At 74.0% G+C, this 17,586-nt stretch carries 13 protein-coding genes; 2 read left to right on the forward strand and 11 right to left on the reverse strand.

Features of this window, described 5'->3' with window-relative positions; genetic code table 11:
• Positions 1 to 69 precede the first annotated feature (69 nt).
• Positions 70 to 252, reverse strand: a complete 183-nt coding sequence (locus ACIBCM_RS11920) for a DUF6104 family protein (RefSeq protein ID WP_030560703.1) — start codon at positions 250 to 252, stop codon at positions 70 to 72.
• 243 nt (positions 253 to 495) lie between these two features.
• On the opposite strand from ACIBCM_RS11920, the gene ACIBCM_RS11925 reads away from it, so the two are divergent.
• Positions 496 to 2,451, forward strand: coding sequence for a CU044_2847 family protein (locus ACIBCM_RS11925; protein ID WP_399242111.1), 1,956 nt, complete (start codon positions 496 to 498; stop codon positions 2,449 to 2,451).
• Positions 2,452 to 3,195: 744 nt separating this feature from the next.
• On the opposite strand, the gene ACIBCM_RS11930 is transcribed toward ACIBCM_RS11925, so the two are convergent.
• From ACIBCM_RS11930 to ACIBCM_RS11945, 4 genes are all read right to left on the reverse strand, one after another.
• Positions 3,196 to 7,035, reverse strand: coding sequence for a multifunctional oxoglutarate decarboxylase/oxoglutarate dehydrogenase thiamine pyrophosphate-binding subunit/dihydrolipoyllysine-residue succinyltransferase subunit (locus tag ACIBCM_RS11930; RefSeq protein ID WP_399241920.1), 3,840 nt, complete (start codon positions 7,033 to 7,035; stop codon positions 3,196 to 3,198).
• A gap of 294 nt (positions 7,036 to 7,329) precedes the next feature.
• Positions 7,330 to 8,430 (reverse strand): ATP-binding protein, encoded by a 1,101-nt coding sequence (locus ACIBCM_RS11935; RefSeq protein WP_399241922.1) that lies wholly within the window; start codon positions 8,428 to 8,430, stop codon positions 7,330 to 7,332.
• Complete coding sequence (locus ACIBCM_RS11940) at positions 8,427 to 9,167, reverse strand: response regulator transcription factor (RefSeq protein ID WP_399241924.1); 741 nt, start codon at positions 9,165 to 9,167, stop codon at positions 8,427 to 8,429. Before ACIBCM_RS11940 ends, ACIBCM_RS11935 begins: the two co-directional genes overlap by 4 nt.
• 91 nt (positions 9,168 to 9,258) lie before the next feature.
• Positions 9,259 to 10,050: a spermidine synthase gene (locus ACIBCM_RS11945; RefSeq protein WP_399241926.1), complete on the reverse strand. Its 792-nt coding sequence runs from the start codon at positions 10,048 to 10,050 to the stop codon at positions 9,259 to 9,261.
• Between the two features lie 509 nt (positions 10,051 to 10,559).
• On the opposite strand from ACIBCM_RS11945, the gene ACIBCM_RS11950 reads away from it, so the two are divergent.
• Positions 10,560 to 11,648: a tetratricopeptide repeat protein gene (locus ACIBCM_RS11950; protein ID WP_399241927.1), complete on the forward strand. Its 1,089-nt coding sequence runs from the start codon at positions 10,560 to 10,562 to the stop codon at positions 11,646 to 11,648.
• A 149-nt stretch (positions 11,649 to 11,797) separates the two neighbouring features.
• On the opposite strand, the gene ACIBCM_RS11955 is transcribed toward ACIBCM_RS11950, so the two are convergent.
• The 6 genes from ACIBCM_RS11955 to ACIBCM_RS11980 all read right to left on the reverse strand — a co-directional run bounded on the left by ACIBCM_RS11955 (position 11,798) and on the right by ACIBCM_RS11980 (position 16,926).
• A complete protein-coding gene (locus ACIBCM_RS11955) occupies positions 11,798 to 12,466 on the reverse strand; it encodes a hypothetical protein (RefSeq protein WP_399241929.1) in 669 nt (222 codons plus the stop codon).
• The gene (locus ACIBCM_RS11960) at positions 12,463 to 13,797 is read right to left on the reverse strand and encodes a hypothetical protein (protein ID WP_399241931.1); all 1,335 of its coding nucleotides are present in this window, start codon (positions 13,795 to 13,797) and stop codon (positions 12,463 to 12,465) included. The genes ACIBCM_RS11955 and ACIBCM_RS11960 overlap by 4 nt, the downstream gene beginning before the upstream one ends.
• Before the next feature lie 256 nt (positions 13,798 to 14,053).
• Entirely contained in the window at positions 14,054 to 14,896 is an 843-nt protein-coding gene (locus ACIBCM_RS11965) for an ABC transporter ATP-binding protein (protein WP_399241933.1), read from the reverse strand.
• Positions 14,893 to 15,897 carry a zf-HC2 domain-containing protein gene (locus ACIBCM_RS11970; RefSeq protein ID WP_399241935.1) on the reverse strand — a complete coding sequence of 335 codons (1,005 nt, stop codon included), beginning with the start codon at positions 15,895 to 15,897 and terminating at the stop codon, positions 14,893 to 14,895. The genes ACIBCM_RS11965 and ACIBCM_RS11970 overlap by 4 nt, the downstream gene beginning before the upstream one ends.
• Positions 15,894 to 16,508 (reverse strand): RNA polymerase sigma factor, encoded by a 615-nt coding sequence (locus tag ACIBCM_RS11975; RefSeq protein ID WP_399241936.1) that lies wholly within the window; start codon positions 16,506 to 16,508, stop codon positions 15,894 to 15,896. Before ACIBCM_RS11975 ends, ACIBCM_RS11970 begins: the two co-directional genes overlap by 4 nt.
• Positions 16,509 to 16,617: 109 nt before the next feature.
• Complete coding sequence (locus tag ACIBCM_RS11980; protein ID WP_399241938.1) at positions 16,618 to 16,926, reverse strand: hypothetical protein; 309 nt, start codon at positions 16,924 to 16,926, stop codon at positions 16,618 to 16,620.
• Between the last annotated feature and the right edge of the window lie 660 nt (positions 16,927 to 17,586).

Below are 17,586 nucleotides of genomic sequence, written 5' to 3' on the forward strand. Positions count from 1 at the left end.
GGCGGGTCCGGGCCGGAGGGCCTGGACCCGCGGTGGTGGGTGCGGCCGGGGGCGGTGGGTACGGCCCCGCTACTCGTCCTCGTCCGCGTCGTCCAGGCGCGCCAGCCAGGTCGCCAGACGCTCCACCGGGACCTCGAAGTCGGGGTTCAGATCGACGAACGTACGCAACTGCTCGGCGAGCCACTCGAAGGTGACCTCCTCCTCGCCGCGCCGCTTCTCCAGTTCCTCGATGCCGCGATCGGTGAAGTACAAGACATGCTCCAGGGACGGATGGGGACTACCCCATCAGACTACGGCGGCACGGTACACCGACTGTCGGCGGCCGGAAACGGCTGCTTTGCGGCCGGATGGGGAAGTAACGTGTCGCCACTCGCACACACGCACGTGGGTGGGCGCCGGGGGTGGGGTTGACCGTGGAGAACGGGGGATACCGTGAGCGGACGCGTCCAGCGGATCGAGCTGCCCGGGGGAGCGATCGTGCTCGCCCGGCTGTCCGTGCCCGAAGGGGCACAGCCGGGCAACGAGGGCCGGGGTTTCATCGAGAATCCGGCCGCCAAGGTCCACCAGCTGGAGCGGTTGATCACCGAGGTCGGCGCCTCCGTGCTGGAGGCCGCGGCGGCGGCCCGGCCCGATGAGGCGAGCGTCTCCTTCGGGATCGAGCTGACCGCGGAGTCGGGCGCGGCGCTGGCGGTCCTCGCAGCGGGGGACGGGGCGGCGTCCGTGCAGGTCACTCTCACCTGGCAGCTCAAGGACCAGCCGGGCGCGGCGGGCGGTCCGCCCCGGGAGGCGCCGATACGGGCCGAGGCACCGATACGGGCGCCGGGCGCACAGCCTCCGGTCGTACGGGCCCCCGCGGGACCGCAGCGCCCCGGAGCGGCACTTCCCCCGCCCCTGCCCACCCCGGCGCCGGGGGCCCGGGCGGCTGCGCCGGCCCGCCCCGCGGACCAGGTGCCGGGGGTTCGGGTGGCCGCGTCGGCCCGCCCTGCGGACCAGGTGCCGGGTGCTCTCCCGGCGGCTGTCCCGCCACCGGCTCGGCAGGTACCGGCAGCGGCCGTTCCGCCGCCCGCGCGTCAGACGCCGACAGCGGCTGTCCCGCCCCCCGCGCGTCACGTGCCCGCGGCGGCCGGACACTCCCGTTCGGCTCCGCCCGCACAGGCCCGCCCGGCGGGCGCGGCGGCTCCCGTGGGGCAGGCCCCGCCTGGTGGGAGGCCCCCGGTGGCCGCCGTACCGCAGGGCGGTCCCGGAGGGTCCGCGCCGGTCCAGAGCGGTCCCGGAGCACCCCGGGGCGGTCCCGGTGGCCCGGCCCGGCCCGTGCAGCCCGGTTCGCCCGCGGCGGCTGTGGCGGCCGGGGGAGCCGCGCCTGCTGCTGTGCCCGCACCCATGGCTTCGTCCGTGGCGGCTCCGGGTGCGGGTCCGGGTGCGCCCCGGGTGGCTCAGCCTCGGCAGGCGGTGGCGCCCGGGGCGGTGCAGGGAGGTGGACAGCCGGGGCCGATGCAGGCGGCGGGTGTGCCTGGGGGGCCGGTGGCCGGGCGGGGGCCGGTGGCTTCGGTGGGTGCTTCCCCCGGGGCGGCCGGAGCGGCTCCGGGGGCGGGCGCGCCCCGGGTGGCCCAGCCTCGGCAGGCGGTGGCGCCCGGGGCGGTTCAGAGCGCGGGGCCGGGGGCCGGTGTGCCCGGAGCGGTGCACGGGGGCGGACAGTCCCGGCCGGTGCAGGGAGCCGGGGCGCCCGCGGCGGTCCGTAGCGGTACGACGCCTCCGGCCGGTCAGGGGCCTGTGGCGACCGTGCCCGGTCGGCCCCCGTCGGCACCCCGGCCGCCCGCACCGGCCCGGGCGGCCGGGGTGCCGACGGGGGCCCAGCCTCCCCGGACGGGTCCGCCCGCACGGGCGGCGGGGGCGCCGATGGCTCAGCAGCGTCAGATGCCGGGTACGGCTCCGGGGGCGCGGCCGCCTCAGCAGGGTCAGATGCCGGGGGCGGTTCCGATACCCGGGCAGCCCCATCCGGCGGCCCATGCGGGTAGGCGCGCCCCGTCGGCCCCGGCGGTCGCCGATCTCGCGCCCCAGGCACCCGGAGGGGCGCAGCCCTGGGCGGCGCAGGTGCCCGTGCCTCCTCCTGTTCCGGCGCCCGATCCGGCGGCGGCACCGGCGTCCGAGGCCGTGACGGCGCTGTTGCCTCCGGTGCCCGCGCAGGCGCCCCAGCCGCCGCAGAACGCGGAGATCCCGCAGCCCCGGGCGGCCCAGGCGGCCCCGACGCCCCCGCGGTCACGCCGGTCCAAGGCGCCCCGGCATGCCCGGCAGGGCCGGGGGAGTTCGAGGTCCGCGCAGCCGCAGGGGGCGTCGCAGGCCCCGCAGCCGCTGCCCGTGCTCCAACCGCCTCCGCGGCCACCGCATCCGCCGGCGCCTCCTCAGCCGCCGTTCCAGGCACCTGCCGTGCCGGCGGCTCCGGCGCCGTCGTAGCCGCGGGTTGCCTGTCGGCTGGCTTTCGGGGGCTGTCCCGGGCCCCGCGCCTCAATCGCCGGCGGGGCTGGTGGTTTCGGGCCCCGGCGTTCCCGGTGCGGGTGATGTCGGTCCTCGGCCCGGTCTTGGTGCGGGTTGCCTGTGCCGGCCGGTTTCTCGGGGCTCCGCCCCGGTCCCCGCGCCTCAATCGCCGGCGAGGCTTGGTGTGCCCGCCCTGGTCCTGTTCAGGTTGCTGGTGGGGGTTGGTGGTGTCGCGGTCACCCCATCCTGAACAGGGGGTGGCGTTTCCAGCCTGTCCGGTGTTTGAGGACGGACCTGTGGCCCGGGTGGGGTTGGGCTTGGGTGGGGCCCTGCCCGGGGGTGGCGTTTCCAGCCTGTCCGGTGTTTGAGGACGGACCCGCGCTCCAGGCGGGGTTGGGCTTGGGCGGGACCCGTGCCCGGGGGTGGCATTTCCAGCCCGTCCGGCGTTTGAGGACGGACCCGCGCTCCAGGCGGGGTTGGGCTTGGGCGGGACCCGTGCCCGGAGTACCGCAACCGGAACACGGAGCAACCCGCAGCCGCGAACCCGGCGGCCCCGGAGCGCCCTTACCGGCCGGACCCGGAGGAACCCGCACCCGCATCCGCACCCGCGCCCTACCCCGGGAACCCGGAGACCCCCGGCCGCCCGGGGAAACGCCAGGGGCCCGGGCCCGCGTGGGAGGCGCGGGGAGCCGGGCCCCCGGGAAAACGCACAGCGCCGGAGCGTTACGCGTCGAAGACCTCGTTCACCAGCTGCTGCTGCTCCGCCTGGTGCCGCTTCGCCGAGCCCACCGCGGGCGACGAGCCGTGCGGGCGGGAGATCCGCCGCAGACGCTCCCCGTGGGGGACGTCCGCGCCGACCGCCAGGTCGAGGTGGTCGATCAGGTTGAGCGCGATGAACGGCCACGCACCCTGGTTCGCCGGCTCCTCCTGGGCCCAGAGGTACTTCTCCGCGTTCGGGAACTTGGCGATCTCGGCCTGGAGTTCCGCGCCCGGCAGCGGGTACAGCCGCTCCAGCCGGATGATCGCCGTGTCCGTCGTACCGCGCTTACGGCGCTCCGCGTCCAGGTCGTAGTAGACCTTGCCGGAGGTGAAGACGACCTTGCGCACGGCCGCCGGGTCCACCGAGTCGTCGCCGATGACCGGACGGAAGCCGCCCGAGAGGAACTCCTCCACCTTCGACGCCGCCGCCTTGAGCCGGAGCATCGACTTCGGGGTGAAGACGATCAGCGGCTTGTGGTGCGGGTTGTGGACCTGCCACCGCAGCAGATGGAAGTAGTTCGACGGCAGGGTGGGCATCGCGACCGTCATATTGTTCTGCGCGCACATCTGGAGGAACCGCTCCGGGCGGGCGGACGAGTGGTCCGGGCCCTGGCCCTCGTAACCGTGCGGCAGCAGCAGGGTGACGCCGGACGTCTGGCCCCACTTCTGCTCGGCGGAGGAGATGAACTCGTCCACCACGGTCTGCGCGCCGTTGACGAAGTCGCCGAACTGCGCCTCCCACATGACCAGCGCGTCCGGCCTGGCGAGGGAGTACCCGTACTCGAAGCCCATCGCCGCGTACTCGCTGAGCAGCGAGTCGTAGACGTTGTAACGGGCCTGGTCGTCGGTCAGATAGAGCAGCGGGGTGTAGTCCTCGTTGGTCACCTGGTCCACCAGCACCGCGTGGCGCTGGCCGAAGGTGCCTCGCCGGGTGTCCTGGCCGGAGAGCCGGACCGGGGTGCCCTCCATCAGCAGTGAGCCGATGGCGAGCGTCTCGCCCATGCCCCAGTCGATCGTGCCGTCCTCCACCGACGCCGCGCGGCGCTGCATCTGCGGCATCAGCCGCGGGTGGACGGTGATCTGGTCGGGGATGTTGACCTGGGACTCGGCGATCCGCTTGACGACCTCCTGGGAGATCGCGGTGGTGAGGGAGACCGGGAACTCGGCCTGCGGGTCCGGGACCTGCGTCGGGGCCGGGTGGCTGGTGGCCTCGCGGACCTCCGCGAACACCTTCTCCAGCTGGCCCTGGAAGTCCTGGAGCGCCTGCTCCGCCTCTTCCAGGGTGATGTCGCCCCGGCCGATCAGGGATTCGGTGTACAGCTTGCGCACCGAGCGCTTCTTGTCGATCAGCGCGACCATCTGCGGGTTGGTGAACTGCGGGTTGTCGCCCTCGTTGTGACCGCGGCGGCGGTAGCAGATGAGGTCGATCACGACGTCCTTGTTGAACGTCTGGCGGAACTCGAACGCGAGCCGCGCCACGCGGACGCACGCCTCCGGGTCGTCGCCGTTCACATGGAAGATCGGCGCCTCGATCATGCGGGCCACATCGGTGGCGTACATGGACGAACGCGAGGACTCCGGGGCGGCGGTGAAGCCGACCTGGTTGTTGATGACGACGTGGACCGTGCCGCCGGTGCGGTAGCCGCGCAGCTGGGACATGTTCAGCGTCTCGGCGACGACACCCTGGCCGGCGAAGGCCGCGTCACCGTGGAGGGCGACCGGCAGGACGGTGAAGTCCGTACCGCCCTTGTTGATGACGTCCTGCTTGGCGCGGGCGACGCCTTCGAGCACCGGGTCGACGGCCTCCAGATGGGAGGGGTTGGCGACCAGGGAGACCTTGATCTGCTCGCCGTCGAGCCCGGTGAAGGTGCCCTCGGCGCCCAGGTGGTACTTGACGTCACCGGAGCCGTGCATCGACTTCGGGTCGAGGTTGCCCTCGAACTCGCGGAAGATCTGCGCGTACGACTTGCCGACGATGTTGGCGAGGACGTTCAGCCGGCCGCGGTGGGCCATGCCGATGACGACCTCGTCGAGCCGGGACTCGGCGGCCGAGTCGATGACCGCGTCGAGCAGCGGGATGACGGACTCGCCGCCCTCCAGTGAGAACCGCTTCTGGCCGACGTACTTGGTCTGGAGGAAGGTCTCGAACGCCTCGGCCGCGTTCAGCCGCCGCAGGATCCGCAGCTGCTCCTCGCGCTCCGGCTTGGAGTGGGGGCGCTCCACCCGGTCCTGGATCCATTTGCGCTGCTTGGGGTCCTGGATGTGCATGAACTCGATGCCGGTGGTGCGGCAGTACGAGTCGCGCAGCACGCCCAGCACATCGCGGAGCTTCATCAGCGACTTGCCCGCGAAACCGCCGACCGCGAACTCGCGCTCCAGGTCCCACAGGGTGAGCCCGTGCTCGGTGATGTCCAGGTCGGGGTGCTTGCGCTGGCGGTACTCCAGCGGGTCGGTGTCGGCCATGACATGGCCGCGGACCCGGTAGGAGTGGATCAGCTCGAAGACGCGCGCCGCCTTGGTGACGTCGTCGTCGTGCGAGGCGTCGATGTCCTTGAGCCAGCGGACCGGCTCGTAGGGGATGCGCAGCGCCTCGAAGATGTCGTCGTAGAAGCCCTCCTCGCCGAGGAGGAAGTTGGCCACGACCCGCAGGAACTCGCCGGACGCGGCGCCCTGGATGACCCGGTGGTCGTACGTCGAGGTCAGCGTCATGACCTTGGCGATGCCCAGCTTGTTCAGGGTGTCCTGGGAGGTGCCCTGGAACTCGGCGGGGTAGTCCATCGATCCGACGCCCATGATGACCGACTGACCGGGCATCAGACGCGGTACGGAGTGGACGGTGCCGAGGCCGCCGGGGTTGGTCAGCGAGACGGTGACGCCCGTGAAGTCGTCCATCGTCAGCTTGTTGTTCCGGGCGCGGCGGACGATGTCCTCGTACGCCTGCCAGAACTCGAAGAAGTTGAGCGTCTCGGCCTTCTTGATGGCGGCGACGACGAGCTGGCGGTCGCCGTTCGGCTTCACCAGGTCGATGGCGAGGCCGAAATTGACGTGCTCCGGCTTGACGAGGGTGGGCTTGCCGTCCTTCTCCGCGTAGGAGTGGTTCATCATCGGCATGGCCTTGAGGGCCTGGACCATCGCGTACCCGATGAGGTGGGTGAAGGAGACCTTCCCGCCCCGGGCGCGCTTGAGGTGGTTGTTGATGACGATCCGGTTGTCGAAGAGCAGCTTCACCGGGACGGCGCGCACGGAGGTGGCCGTGGGCATCTCCAGCGAGGCGTTCATGTTCTTCGCGACGGCCGCGGAGGGGCCGCGGAGGGGGACCAGCTCGGGGCCGCCCTCGTCGGATCCGGCGGCCGGTGCCTTCGCCGCCGCGGGCTTCGGCGCGGCCGGCTGGGCCGCCGGTGCTGCGGGTGCCGGCGCGGGCCTGGCGGGCGCCGCCGGTGCCGGGGCCGCCTGCTGGGGAGCGGGAGCCTGGGCGGGGGGCGCCGCGGGCGGGGCCGGCGGGGCGGCCTGGGTGCTCGCGGGGGCCGCCGGCGCACTCGCCGGGGGAGCGGCGGTCACCGCTCCGGCGGGCGCCTCGGCGCTGCTCCCGCCTCCCGGCTTGTAGTCGGCGAAGAAGTCCCACCAGGCGCGGTCGACCGAATCCCGGTCCTGGAGGTACTGCTGGTAGATCTCGTCGACAAGCCACTCATTTGCGCCGAACGCGGCGGCAGGGTCCTTGCCCTGCGCGCCCTGATCGGCGGTCGTGGGTGCACCCCCCGGCCGGAGGCCGGAGGAGCTCGCGTTACTGGGGGACTGAGACGACACGGCGGCAACCGCCCTCTTCCGCTTCACAAGGTGATGGACAGCGGAAATAAAGGCTACGCCTCCGAGGCCGGGAGATGCAGGCCGGGCCAGCCATCGTCGCGCAAGTCACACCGAAAGACGTGTTTCATGGCAGGGAATGGCGGGAAACAAGCACAGTTTGCCCATGCCGCAGGCATCCGCGACCGTTGCGGCAACTCGTCCCCGCCGGGTGGCGGAGGGGCGGGGATCGCGAGATAGATGCCCCATCCCTTGTTACGTACACGCAAAGCGGTCGCCGCCGGTTCGCACCATACGTCAACTTCGCTGCGCGGGGATTCCCGGAAGAGTGACCAGAATCCGGCAGCCCCGAGCGGATTCGGCCACTCCGATCCGGCCGCCGTGCAGATCCACCGCCCAGCGGGCGATCGCCAGGCCCAGACCCGTACCGCCGTCACTGCCCTTGCCGTCCGGGAAAGGGGCCTCGCCCCGGTTGAACCGCTCGAAGACCCGGCGGCGCTCCTGCTCCGGGATGCCCGGCCCCTCGTCGACCACTTCCAGGTCCAGCGACTCCTCCTGCGGGCCCCTGCGGGCCCGTACCGTGACCCGGCCGTGCGGAGGCGAGTGCTTCACCGCGTTGTCGATCAGATTGGCGACCACCTGGTGCAGCCGCTCGGTGTCCGCGAAGGCCGTCAGTTCCGGAGGCGACACATCCAGATGCAGATGGACGTCGGTACGGGTGTGATGCCCCGAACCGGAGGCCAGCCGCCGCTGCGCCCCCGCCAGATTCGCCTCCTTCAGCACCCCCGACAGATACGGCCACACCTCGAAGCGCCGGGCCCGCAGCGGTACGACCCCGTTGTCCAGCCGGGAGAGGTCCAGCAGCGTCTCCACCAGCCGGCCCAGCCGCTCCGTCTGCGTCAGCGCCGTGCGCATCGTCTCCGGATCGGCCGCGGACACCCCGTCCACGACGTTCTCCAGTACGGCCCGCAGCGCCGCGATCGGGGTGCGCAGCTCGTGCGACACATTGGCGACCAGCTCCTTGCGGTGCCGGTCCACCGCCTCCAGGTCGTCCGCCATGCGGTTGATCGTGGAGGCGAGGTCGCCCAGCTCGTCACGGCGGTCCGCCCCGCGCACCCGGCGGGTGTAATCGCCGTGCGATATCCCTTTGGCCACGGTGTTCATCTCGTCCAGCGGCGCGGTCAGACCGTGCGCGACGAACTGGGTGATCAGCAGGGTCGCTATCACCGAGAACACCGTGATGAAGCGGAGCTCCGTCGAGGTCTTCAGCGCCACCAGCAGCAGGCCCGTCGTGATGAACACGGAGACGACGACGAGGGTCCCGAGCTTGGTCTTGATCGAGATCGAGACTCCCCGCCTCCTGCGCTCGGCCCGCGCGTCCCGGGAGCACCGCTTCATGAAGCGGGGGTCTCCAGCGCGTAGCCGACCCCGTGGACCGTACGGATGCGCTCGGCCCCGATCTTCCTGCGCAGCGCCTTGATGTGGCTGTCGACGGTCCGGGTGCCGGACGCGTCCGCCCAGTCCCACACCTCCGCGAGCAACTGCTCCCGGGAGAGCACCGCGCGCGGGGTGTTCGCCAGGCAGACCAGCAGATCGAACTCGGTCGGCGTCAGATGGACGTCCTCGCCCCTGACCCGGACCCGCCGCTGGGCATGGTCGATCTCCAGCTCGCCCAGGCGCAGGATCCCGCTGCGGGGGGTCACGGCGGCCAGCGCGGCCCGCTCCACCCGGCGCAGCAGCACATGCACCCGCGCCGCCAGCTCACGCATCGAGAAGGGCTTGGTCATGTAGTCGTCGGCGCCGACGCCGAGACCGACCAGCATGTCGGTCTCGTCGTCCCGCGCGGTCAGCATCAGCACCGGAACCGGGCGCTGCGACTGGACCCGGCGGCAGACCTCCAGACCGTCGAAGCCGGGCAGCATCACATCGAGGACCATCAGATCGGGCTGCCATGCCTCGGCCGCGTCGACGGCCGCGGGGCCGTCGGCGGCCGTCTGCACGAGAAAGCCCTCCGCCCGCAGCCGTGCGGCGATGGCGTCGACGATCGTGGCGTCGTCCTCGACGACCAGCACCCGGCGCTGGGCGCCGGGCGTGGCCGCGACGCCGTTGTGGGTGGTGGTGTGTGCCTGTTCCATCGCCCGCCCCTGTAAGCGCTCTCGGGAGATTCACGCTCGTTGTAGATCCGGTGTGTAGCTCAGCAGGGTAAGGGCACGTCGCGGCTTGAGGCTACGCAGGCCGAACCGCGAGGTGAACGACGTCGGGTGCGCCCCGGGCAACCCGGATCTCTTCGGTTCTTACCGCGCTGAACCCGGCATTCCGTAGCGCTTCCTCGAATGCGGGGGAGGGCTGTGCCGACCACACCGCGAGGATGCCCCCGGGTGCCAACCGGCCCTGGCACAGGGCGAGTCCGCTGGGTGCGTACAGATTTCTGTTGTCGTCGGTGACCGTCCAGTCCGGGCCATTGTCAATATCCAGACAGATGGCGTCATAACGGTCGCGACTCTCGCGGAGATGCGTCAGCAGATCCCTGTGAATGATCACGCTACGGGGGTCGGCGAGGGCGTCCCGGGACAGCGGCGCGAGGGGTCCTGTCATATGCCAGTCGATGATCGCCTCCTCGCGCTCGACGACGGCGATCCGCCCCCAGCCGGGGTTGGCGGCGGCGTGCGCGAGGGAGAATCCGACGCCGAGTCCGCCGATGAGCAGGGAGGGGCCCAGGTCCCCGGATCCGGGGACCTGGGCACGGTGGTTCTCGGCCGTCACCGGGGCTCCGGCGGTGAGCGCGCCGTATGCCGCGTCGACGAGCAGGCGCTCCGAGCGGCCGTCGGAGGTGTCCATCAGGAAGCACCCGTTGGCGATGATCTCGTAGTCCTCACCGCGCCGCCGCAACACGACCTCTCCGTACGGGCCGTGCCGCCGGTCCAGTGTCCGAACCGTCCGGGATGCCCGGGCCGTCTCGGGTGTTCGGGGTGGTCGGGGTGTCGGGGGTGTCCGACCTGTCGTGTGGGGCGTCGTCATGGTGACCTCCGGCGGGGCGCGCTGCGGGTGATGGGGGACATGCTGATGCCACGAAGCCCCCGAGAGCACGGAGTTTCGGCCGAGGCGTCGGTGGATGCGGGTGGGGCGGTCGGCGCGGGGCCGCACCGCCGGGGCGGCGGGGCCTGGCCGCGACTCCCCTCGATCGCCTCTATCACCGCGAATTCACACGCGACCGGTGACTGTTCCAGGCGTGGACTCGGCGTCACCCCCGAGGCGTACGACCGGAGGCCGGACGTGGACTTCTCCCAGCTCCGGGACCAGAACGCCGTGATCGCCGGGGGTGTCGGCCGGGCGGGGGCGGCAAGTGAGCGCGGCGGGCCGAACTTGCGGATCCCTCAGGGGCCATGGCGATACTCGCGGCCAGGCCGTCATGGGGAAGGCGTCATCCGACCGCTCGACAACCAGGACCAGCCGTTGAATCGCCACGCCGCGTCCAGGGTCGGCAGACCGAACGCGGCAGAACATCCGCCGAGCCAAGGACACCCAGCATGAGCACCCTCCACCCAGGCGCCGACGAAGCCCACACCACCGCCACCGCGCACCGGCTGGAAGGCCGCCGGGAGGACGCCAAGCACTGGTACCGCAAGGCCGCCGACGGCGGCCACCCCGACGCCATGTTCTGGCTGGGCGGGCTGATCTACCAGGACGGCGACCTGGGTGAGGCCATGAGCTGGTGGCGTCGAGCGGCCGAAGCGGGCCACGTCGACGCCACGCACGAGCTCGGCGTGATCGCGTATTCACGCGACGAGACCGCCGAGGCGACGCAGTGGTACCGCAAGGCCGCAGACGGCGGACACCCCGGTGCCATGGTCAGCCTCGGAGATCTGCTGCTCCGTGAGCAGGGCGGCACCGAGGAAGCCCTCGGCCTGTGGCGCAGGGCCGCCGACGCCGGACACACCGGCGCCATGGTCGGTCTCGCCGGGATGGCCGCCCGGCGGGGCGACACCGATGAGTCGGTGGAGTGGTACCGCAGGGCCGCCGACGCCGGACACTCCGGCGCCATGCTGAAACTCGGCACCCATTTCCTCGACCGGGACACGGCAGAGGCGGAGGCCTGGTGGCTCCGCGCGAAGGACGCGGGAGAGTCCGACGCCGTGTTCTACCTCGGCACGCTCTACAAGCAGCTTGGCCGCGCCCAGGAGGCGGAAGCGCACCTCCGTGAGGCAGCCGCCAACGGCATCTCCAGCGCCAAGTTCAACTTGGCCGTCCTCTTCCAGGACAGCGGCCGGAGCGAGGAGGCCGAGACCTGGTACCGCGAGGCGGCCGACGCCGGGGTGGTCGAGGGTCTGGTCAACCTCGGCTTCCTCCTCTTCGAACAGGGCCGCACCGAGGAGGCCGAAGCCTGCTACCGCGAGGCAGCCGACAGCGGCGACACCGACGCCATGCGCAGCCTCGCCCTCCTCCTCGCGGCACAGGGCCGCCAGGAGGAGGCCGACCAGTGGCAGGAGAAGGCCGGCGGCGACGCCATGCACAGCCTCGGGGACCTTCTCAAGGCGGTCGACGGCGGCGACTCCGATGCCACGCACGGCCTCGCCGCCCTCCTCACGGCGCTGGACAGCGGGGAGAAGGCCGACTAGTCGCAGCGCGAGTTCCGGTACGGGTGAGCGACCGCCCCGATCCGGCGGGAGCCCACCGCAGACACGTGCGCGAGACGCCCGTCGGGCAGGGGAGGGCCGGGGCGGCGGAAGGCAGCGCACGTGCGGCGCGGAGGCGCCCCGGGCTCCGGTCAGAGAGACTCCCGGCGGGCGCCACAGGCAGCGAACAGCACCGCCCCCGCCGCGAAGACCGCCCCCGCCGCGACCCACGCGGCGGGCCCCGGGCCCGCGTGGAGAGGCCATATCCACCCCGGCGCACCCCCGTCCGCCCCCGTCGCGCCGAGAAACCGGATCGCGCCCGTGCAGACCGTCATCGGCAGCCAGCTGAGCCGCGCCCCCAGCACCGTCGCCGCCGCCGCGGTCACTCCCGTCGCGCCGAGGACATTGCGGACCATGGCGGGTGCGCCGTACTGGTCCGGATCGCCGGGCACCGCCGCCGCCAGCGCCGCCGAGGCCAGAGCCGTGAGGGCGAGGACGTGCAGCAGCCGCCGGGGCCACCAGCGCCGTACCCCCGTCCGGTCCAGCTCCTCGCTCGGCGTGTGCAGACCGGTCCCCAGCGCCGCCGCGGCCAGCAGCGGCGCCAGCAGCACGACCGGCTCCCGGGCGTCCTGGCCGGCGTCCGGCAGACCTCGCAGCCAGTACGCGGCCACCGCCGCGGCCAGGGCCGTGCCGGCGAGCGCCGCGAGGGTGGCGGGAAGCGCCCGTGAGCGGCCGTACAGCGCGAACCCGCTCCCGCGGAACATGATCATCGGCGTCCGGAAGTCCCGAGTCCGGGAGGCCGGCGGGCGGGGCACGGTCACGGTACGGGCACCTCCTCGGCCCGGCAGGTGTCCGCCGCCAGATAGCGGGCCAGATAGTCGCGCTGCGCGGCGGGCGGCTTCGCGTTCAGCCGGTCCACGTACTCCCTGGTCTCCGGCCACGGCCGCGCCCCGGCGGCTCCGGGCGGCGACAGCCACTGGGCCACGGCCGTGTTGATGTCGACGGCCCGACGCCCGGCCGCGCCGCCGAGATCGCCGTGCTCACAGGGCTCGGAGAACAGGAACTGAACCGCCGAGTACCCGTACTCCTCGGGGTCCGTCAGCCCGCCGCGCACCGCTTCGGGCCCCGGCGACGGCAGCGGGGCCTCGTCCGCGCCCGGCCGCCCGGGGCCGTCCACCCAGCGGGCGGGGGCGCCGGGCAGGCCGCGCAGCCTGCTGTTCAGCCCGGCGAGCGCGGCGGAGACGGCGGGCAGCAGCTCACGGTCCACCGCGGTGACACAGACCTGCGGGGTGCCGTCGTCGCAGACGAGGCGCGCCGCCCCGGGGTCCGGCCGCCAGAGGCCGGGGCCCGTGGAGACCAGCGCGGCGGCGCAGCAGACGGCCACGGTGAGCGGTACGAGCGCGGTCGCGCGCCGCCGGGCGGCGTACAGGAGCAGTGCGGCGGCGGCCAGGCCGCCCAGCCAGCCGGCGGAGGCGGGCGCGAACCACCAGACGGGCCGGTCCCACGCGAACTCGTGCGGATCGGCGGGGTTGAGCGGGTTGGGATCCCGGCCGTACGCGCTCTGCGCCGAACCCAGCAGCAGAAAGACGGCCACGGCGGTCAGGGGAGCGGTGAGCCGCCATGGCACGAGCCGTCCGGCGACGAAGCCGAGGACACCCAGCGAGGCCAGCGCGAAGGCGTCGGCGAGGGGGAGGGCGAGATAGGAGAGGCCGCCGTCGGCGTACGGCCAGGTCACCAGCAGCGGAACGGCCGCGGCGAGGAGATGGCCCGCCGCGGGCCACAGCGCGGCGGGCGCGGCGGCGACCAGGGCCTGCTGCGTGCCGCCGCGCGCGAAGGAGCGCCGCAGTTCCAGGGTTCCGCGCCGGCGCTCCCGGCCTCCGTGCCAGCAACCGGCGGCCGCGCTGAGCGGCCCGCCGAGCACCAGGCCCGCACTGCGCAGCAGCTCGGTGAGGTCCCCGCGGCGGCCCGGCCAGGCGAACGGCGACTGCGCGTGCGAGCTCATCACGACCAGCACCGTCACCAGGACGGCCGCCCCGGTCCACGGCCCGATCCCGTGCACCAGCTCACCGCGCAGCGGGTGCCCGCGCCGCACGGCGGCGGAGACGGCGGGTGCGCGCGCGGGAGTGGCGGCGGAGGGCTGGGCGGTCTTCATGGGGTTCCCCCGGTGGGGTCGGCGGGTGAGGGGGCTGTCGGGGAGGGGCCGCCCCGGCGGCTCCGGTACGGGGACGGAGGGCGGGCTCCGGGGGTGCTCACCTGGTGATCCCGGCGGGTGCCGTGGGCGGGGGCGCGCTCCCGGCCGCCTCCGGCAGCGCTCCAGGGAGGCGGAGTACGGGGGCGGACCCACGAGGGCCCCGGGGCCTCGCACGCGTACCCGGCGGGGCGGGGCACGCGGTCCGTGCAACGGCGGGTCACCGGGTGGCCGCCGGATCCCCGGGCGCGCCGGGGCCCGGCAGCCGCCCCAGCGCCGACCGGTGCCCGCGCAGCGCCACCGTATAGCCGCGCTCGATCGGGTTGCCCGCTTCCTCGGGCGCGCCCCCGCCCAGCGCCGACAGCTCCTCCGTCGCACCCCGGTAGGCCACCCGGCCGCCCTCGATCAGGGTCACCCGGCGGCAGGCGGCGGCCACGTCCTCCACCAGATGTGTGGAGACGATCACCGTGGCAGCGCTGCCCACCTCCCGGAGCAGTGCTCTGAACTCGACGCGCTGCTCCGGATCGAGACCGGCGGTCGGCTCGTCGAGCAGCAGCAGCTCCGGCTCGTTCACGATCGCCTGCGCGATCCCCACCCGCCGTACCATCCCGCCCGACAGCGTTTTCACTTTCGCGTCGATACGGCCCGCCAGCCCGACCCGTTCCACCGCGCGTTCCACCGCGCCCGGAACCTCCCGCGCCGGCATCTCCTTCAGCCAGGCGACGTACGCCACGAACTCACGGACCGTGAACCCCGGGTAATAACCGAACTCCTGCGGCAGATACCCCAGCCGCCGCCGCACCTCGGCCCGCTCCCCGTGCGACGACACATCGCGGCCCAGCAGCTCGACCCGTCCTCGCGCGGGCGCGGTCACCGTGGCCAGCACCCGGATCAGGGAGGTCTTGCCCGCGCCGTTCGGGCCGAGCAGCCCGTGCACCCCGACGCCGAAGTCCAGATCGACCGCGTCCAGCGCGACCGTACGCCGGTGCCGGACCGTCAGCCCGGTGACCTCCACGGCGTTCCCCCGCCGGGTGTCCCTCCCGGCGCCCGCCGATGTGCTCATGGTTTCTCCAGTCGGTCGAAGGTCGAACGGCGCCCGGCGAGCACGGCCGCGCACACCACGGCGGCCCCGGCCCAGGCGGTCTGGACGGCGGGCCCGGAGACGAACGGCTCGATCCGGCCGCCGAGCCCCTCCGGCAGGGACGTGAGCGCCGGCAGGAACACCACCGCGAGCCAGCCGCAGGCCAGCGCCGACGCGGCGAGCCGGAGGCCGATGTACGAGCCCAGCGCGAGCGCCGCCACCGTCAGGGCCAGCCCCGGCAGCAGCCACGCGCCCGGCGACAGCACCGGCACCCCCGGCGGTCCACCGCCGGTCACGCGTGACACCGGAGGCAGCAGGGCTCCCGCCGCCGTCAGCAGCGGAACGCTCACCGCCAGGACCGCCGCCGTCCGGGTCAGCAGCAGCCGCAGCCCGCCGGAGGGGGCCGTCGCCGTGATCTCGTACATCGGGTCCGCGTACGGTCCGTACGACAGGGCGACCCCCGCGAGCGGCAGCACGGGGGCCAGCGCCAGCAGCAGCGGGCGGGCCTCACCGAAGCCGGTGCCGTACGCCAGGAACAGCGCCCCCGCGACCACCAGCAGCACCCCCGCGAACCACGGTCCCCGCAGCGCCGGACCGGCCGCCCAGACCGCGCGGGCGGTCCACCCCACGGGAGCGGTCCGGGCGGGGAACGGCCTCGGCCGTACTGCGAGCGCCCCGCGCACCGCCTGTACCGCCGGGAGCGCGCGCACCGCCCGTACCGCCTGTTTCGCCCGTGCCGATCGCGTGGGGGAGACGTCCTGGGCGGACGCCGCCGCCTGAGCCAGCACCGCCGTACGCACCAGGCCGAGCACGGGGGCCGCCGGGCCGCGCCCCGCGGCGGCCGAGACCCGGGCCGCGCACGGCCCGCACGACTCGATGTGCTTCTCCAGCGACCAGGCCTCCGGCTCCGTGGCCGAACCGCCGGTGTAGCGGGCCGCGAGCCGTTCGCCGACATGCCAGGCGTTCGGGTGTCCGTCGCTCATGCCGTGCCTCCCAGCGGGTGTGTGCCGGGGGCGATCCGCTCCAGCGCGGCCCGCAGCTCGCGACGGGCCCGCACCGCCCGGGTCTTGACCGTGCCCTCCGGAATCCCGAGCAGCCGGGCGGTCTCCCGGGTGGTCAGCCCGTCGACGACTGTGGCGCGCAGGACATCGCGCAGCTCGGGCGAGATACGGTCCAGGGCGGCCCCGACATCCCCGTACTCCAGCCCGGCCAGCACCCGGTCCTCGGCGGACGGCGCGGACTCGGCCGCCCCGTCCGCTCCCCGGACGCCGAACGCGACCTCGGGCAGGACCCGTTCCTCCCGCGTCCGTGCCCGCTTCGCGTCCACCAGCCGCCGGGCCGCGATCACCCACAGCCAGCCGCCCGCCTCGCCGCCGCGGTGGGATCCCGCGGAGCGCCAGACGGTGACGAAGGTGTCCTGGAGCACTTCCCGTACGGTCTCGGCGTCCGCGCAGCGGCGGGTCAGCCGGGTGTGCAGCCACCCCGCGTGCCGGTCGTAGAGCGTCGCGAGCGCGTCGGCGTCGCCACGGGCGACGGCCCGCAGCAGAGCCGCGTCGTCGTCCTCGTCCGCTCCCCGGCGGCGTATCGGGCTCATGCTCTATCTATCGCACGGCGGGCCGGTTCCGGTTCTCGGCCCTCTCGTTCCGGTTCGCCCGCCGCCCCGGGGAAGGCGGACCCGAGGCGGCCGGGGAGGGGCCACAGCACTAGCGGCGGGGGAGCGCCGTGAGTACGGCCCGCAGGGCGGGCGGCTGTGAGGCGTCGTCCGTGACGACCGTGTGTCCGCGGTGGGTGATCCGGTAGAGGAACCCGTCCGGGACCGGGGCGCCGGTGGCCGTGGGCGGCAGCCGGGGGAAGCCGGCCCGCTCCAGGGCCCGGCGCAGTGCCCTCAGCCCGGCGGGTGCCATCCGGCCGCTCCGGCCGGGGCCGGGCGGGGAGGCCGTGGTGTAGGTGCCGTCCTCACGGACGGTCAGCCGGTCGTTCACCCCGGCGATCCCGCCGGTGACGGTCACCACCACCAGGACGGCGGCCCGCCCGGGCGCCGGGGGCGGTGCGGGGTCCGGCGCGGTGGGGGCCCCGGAGGCCGTCGGGGACCCGGAGGGCGGCCCGGGCCGGGGAGCCGTGGCGGATCCGGCGGGCCCCGGGGAGGCGGTCGCCGAAGCGGTAGTACGTCCGGGGCCGGGGCCGTCGCCGCCGGAGTCCGTGCATCCCGTGGTCAGCGCCGCCAGCAGGACGGCCGCGGGGACCGGCGTACGGAGAGGAGATCGGGATGAGCGGCGGGCGCGCGGGCGGGACGGGCGGGGCCCTGGGGAGGCGGCCGGCGAAGGGAAGGAGAGGCGGGAGTGGAGAGAGGGGCGAGAGGGGCGAGAAGGGCGGGAGGGGCGGGAGAGGAGAGTGACGAGAGAGCGGTGAGGCGCGGCGGGCGGCGGGCTCATCGCCGCAGTATGGGGGATCGCCGGGCCCGGCACGGGCGGATCCGGACAGCTGCCCGGGTCGTCCCTCCGATGGGCCGGGGACGGCCGGGCGAGCGGGTTCGGGCGGTCACGCCGAGCCGGCGGGCCCGCGCCGGACGCTGCCGCCCGGGGGACCCTTCGCCCTCATCGGCGCCCTTTGTCGCAGGGGTTCCCCTGGATCGCTCAGAGCGAACGGCGGCCCGGGAACAATCAAAGCCCCCC

The sequence above is a fragment of the Streptomyces sp. NPDC051018 genome (assembly GCF_044456085.1).
Lineage (GTDB): Bacteria > Actinomycetota > Actinomycetes > Streptomycetales > Streptomycetaceae > Streptomyces.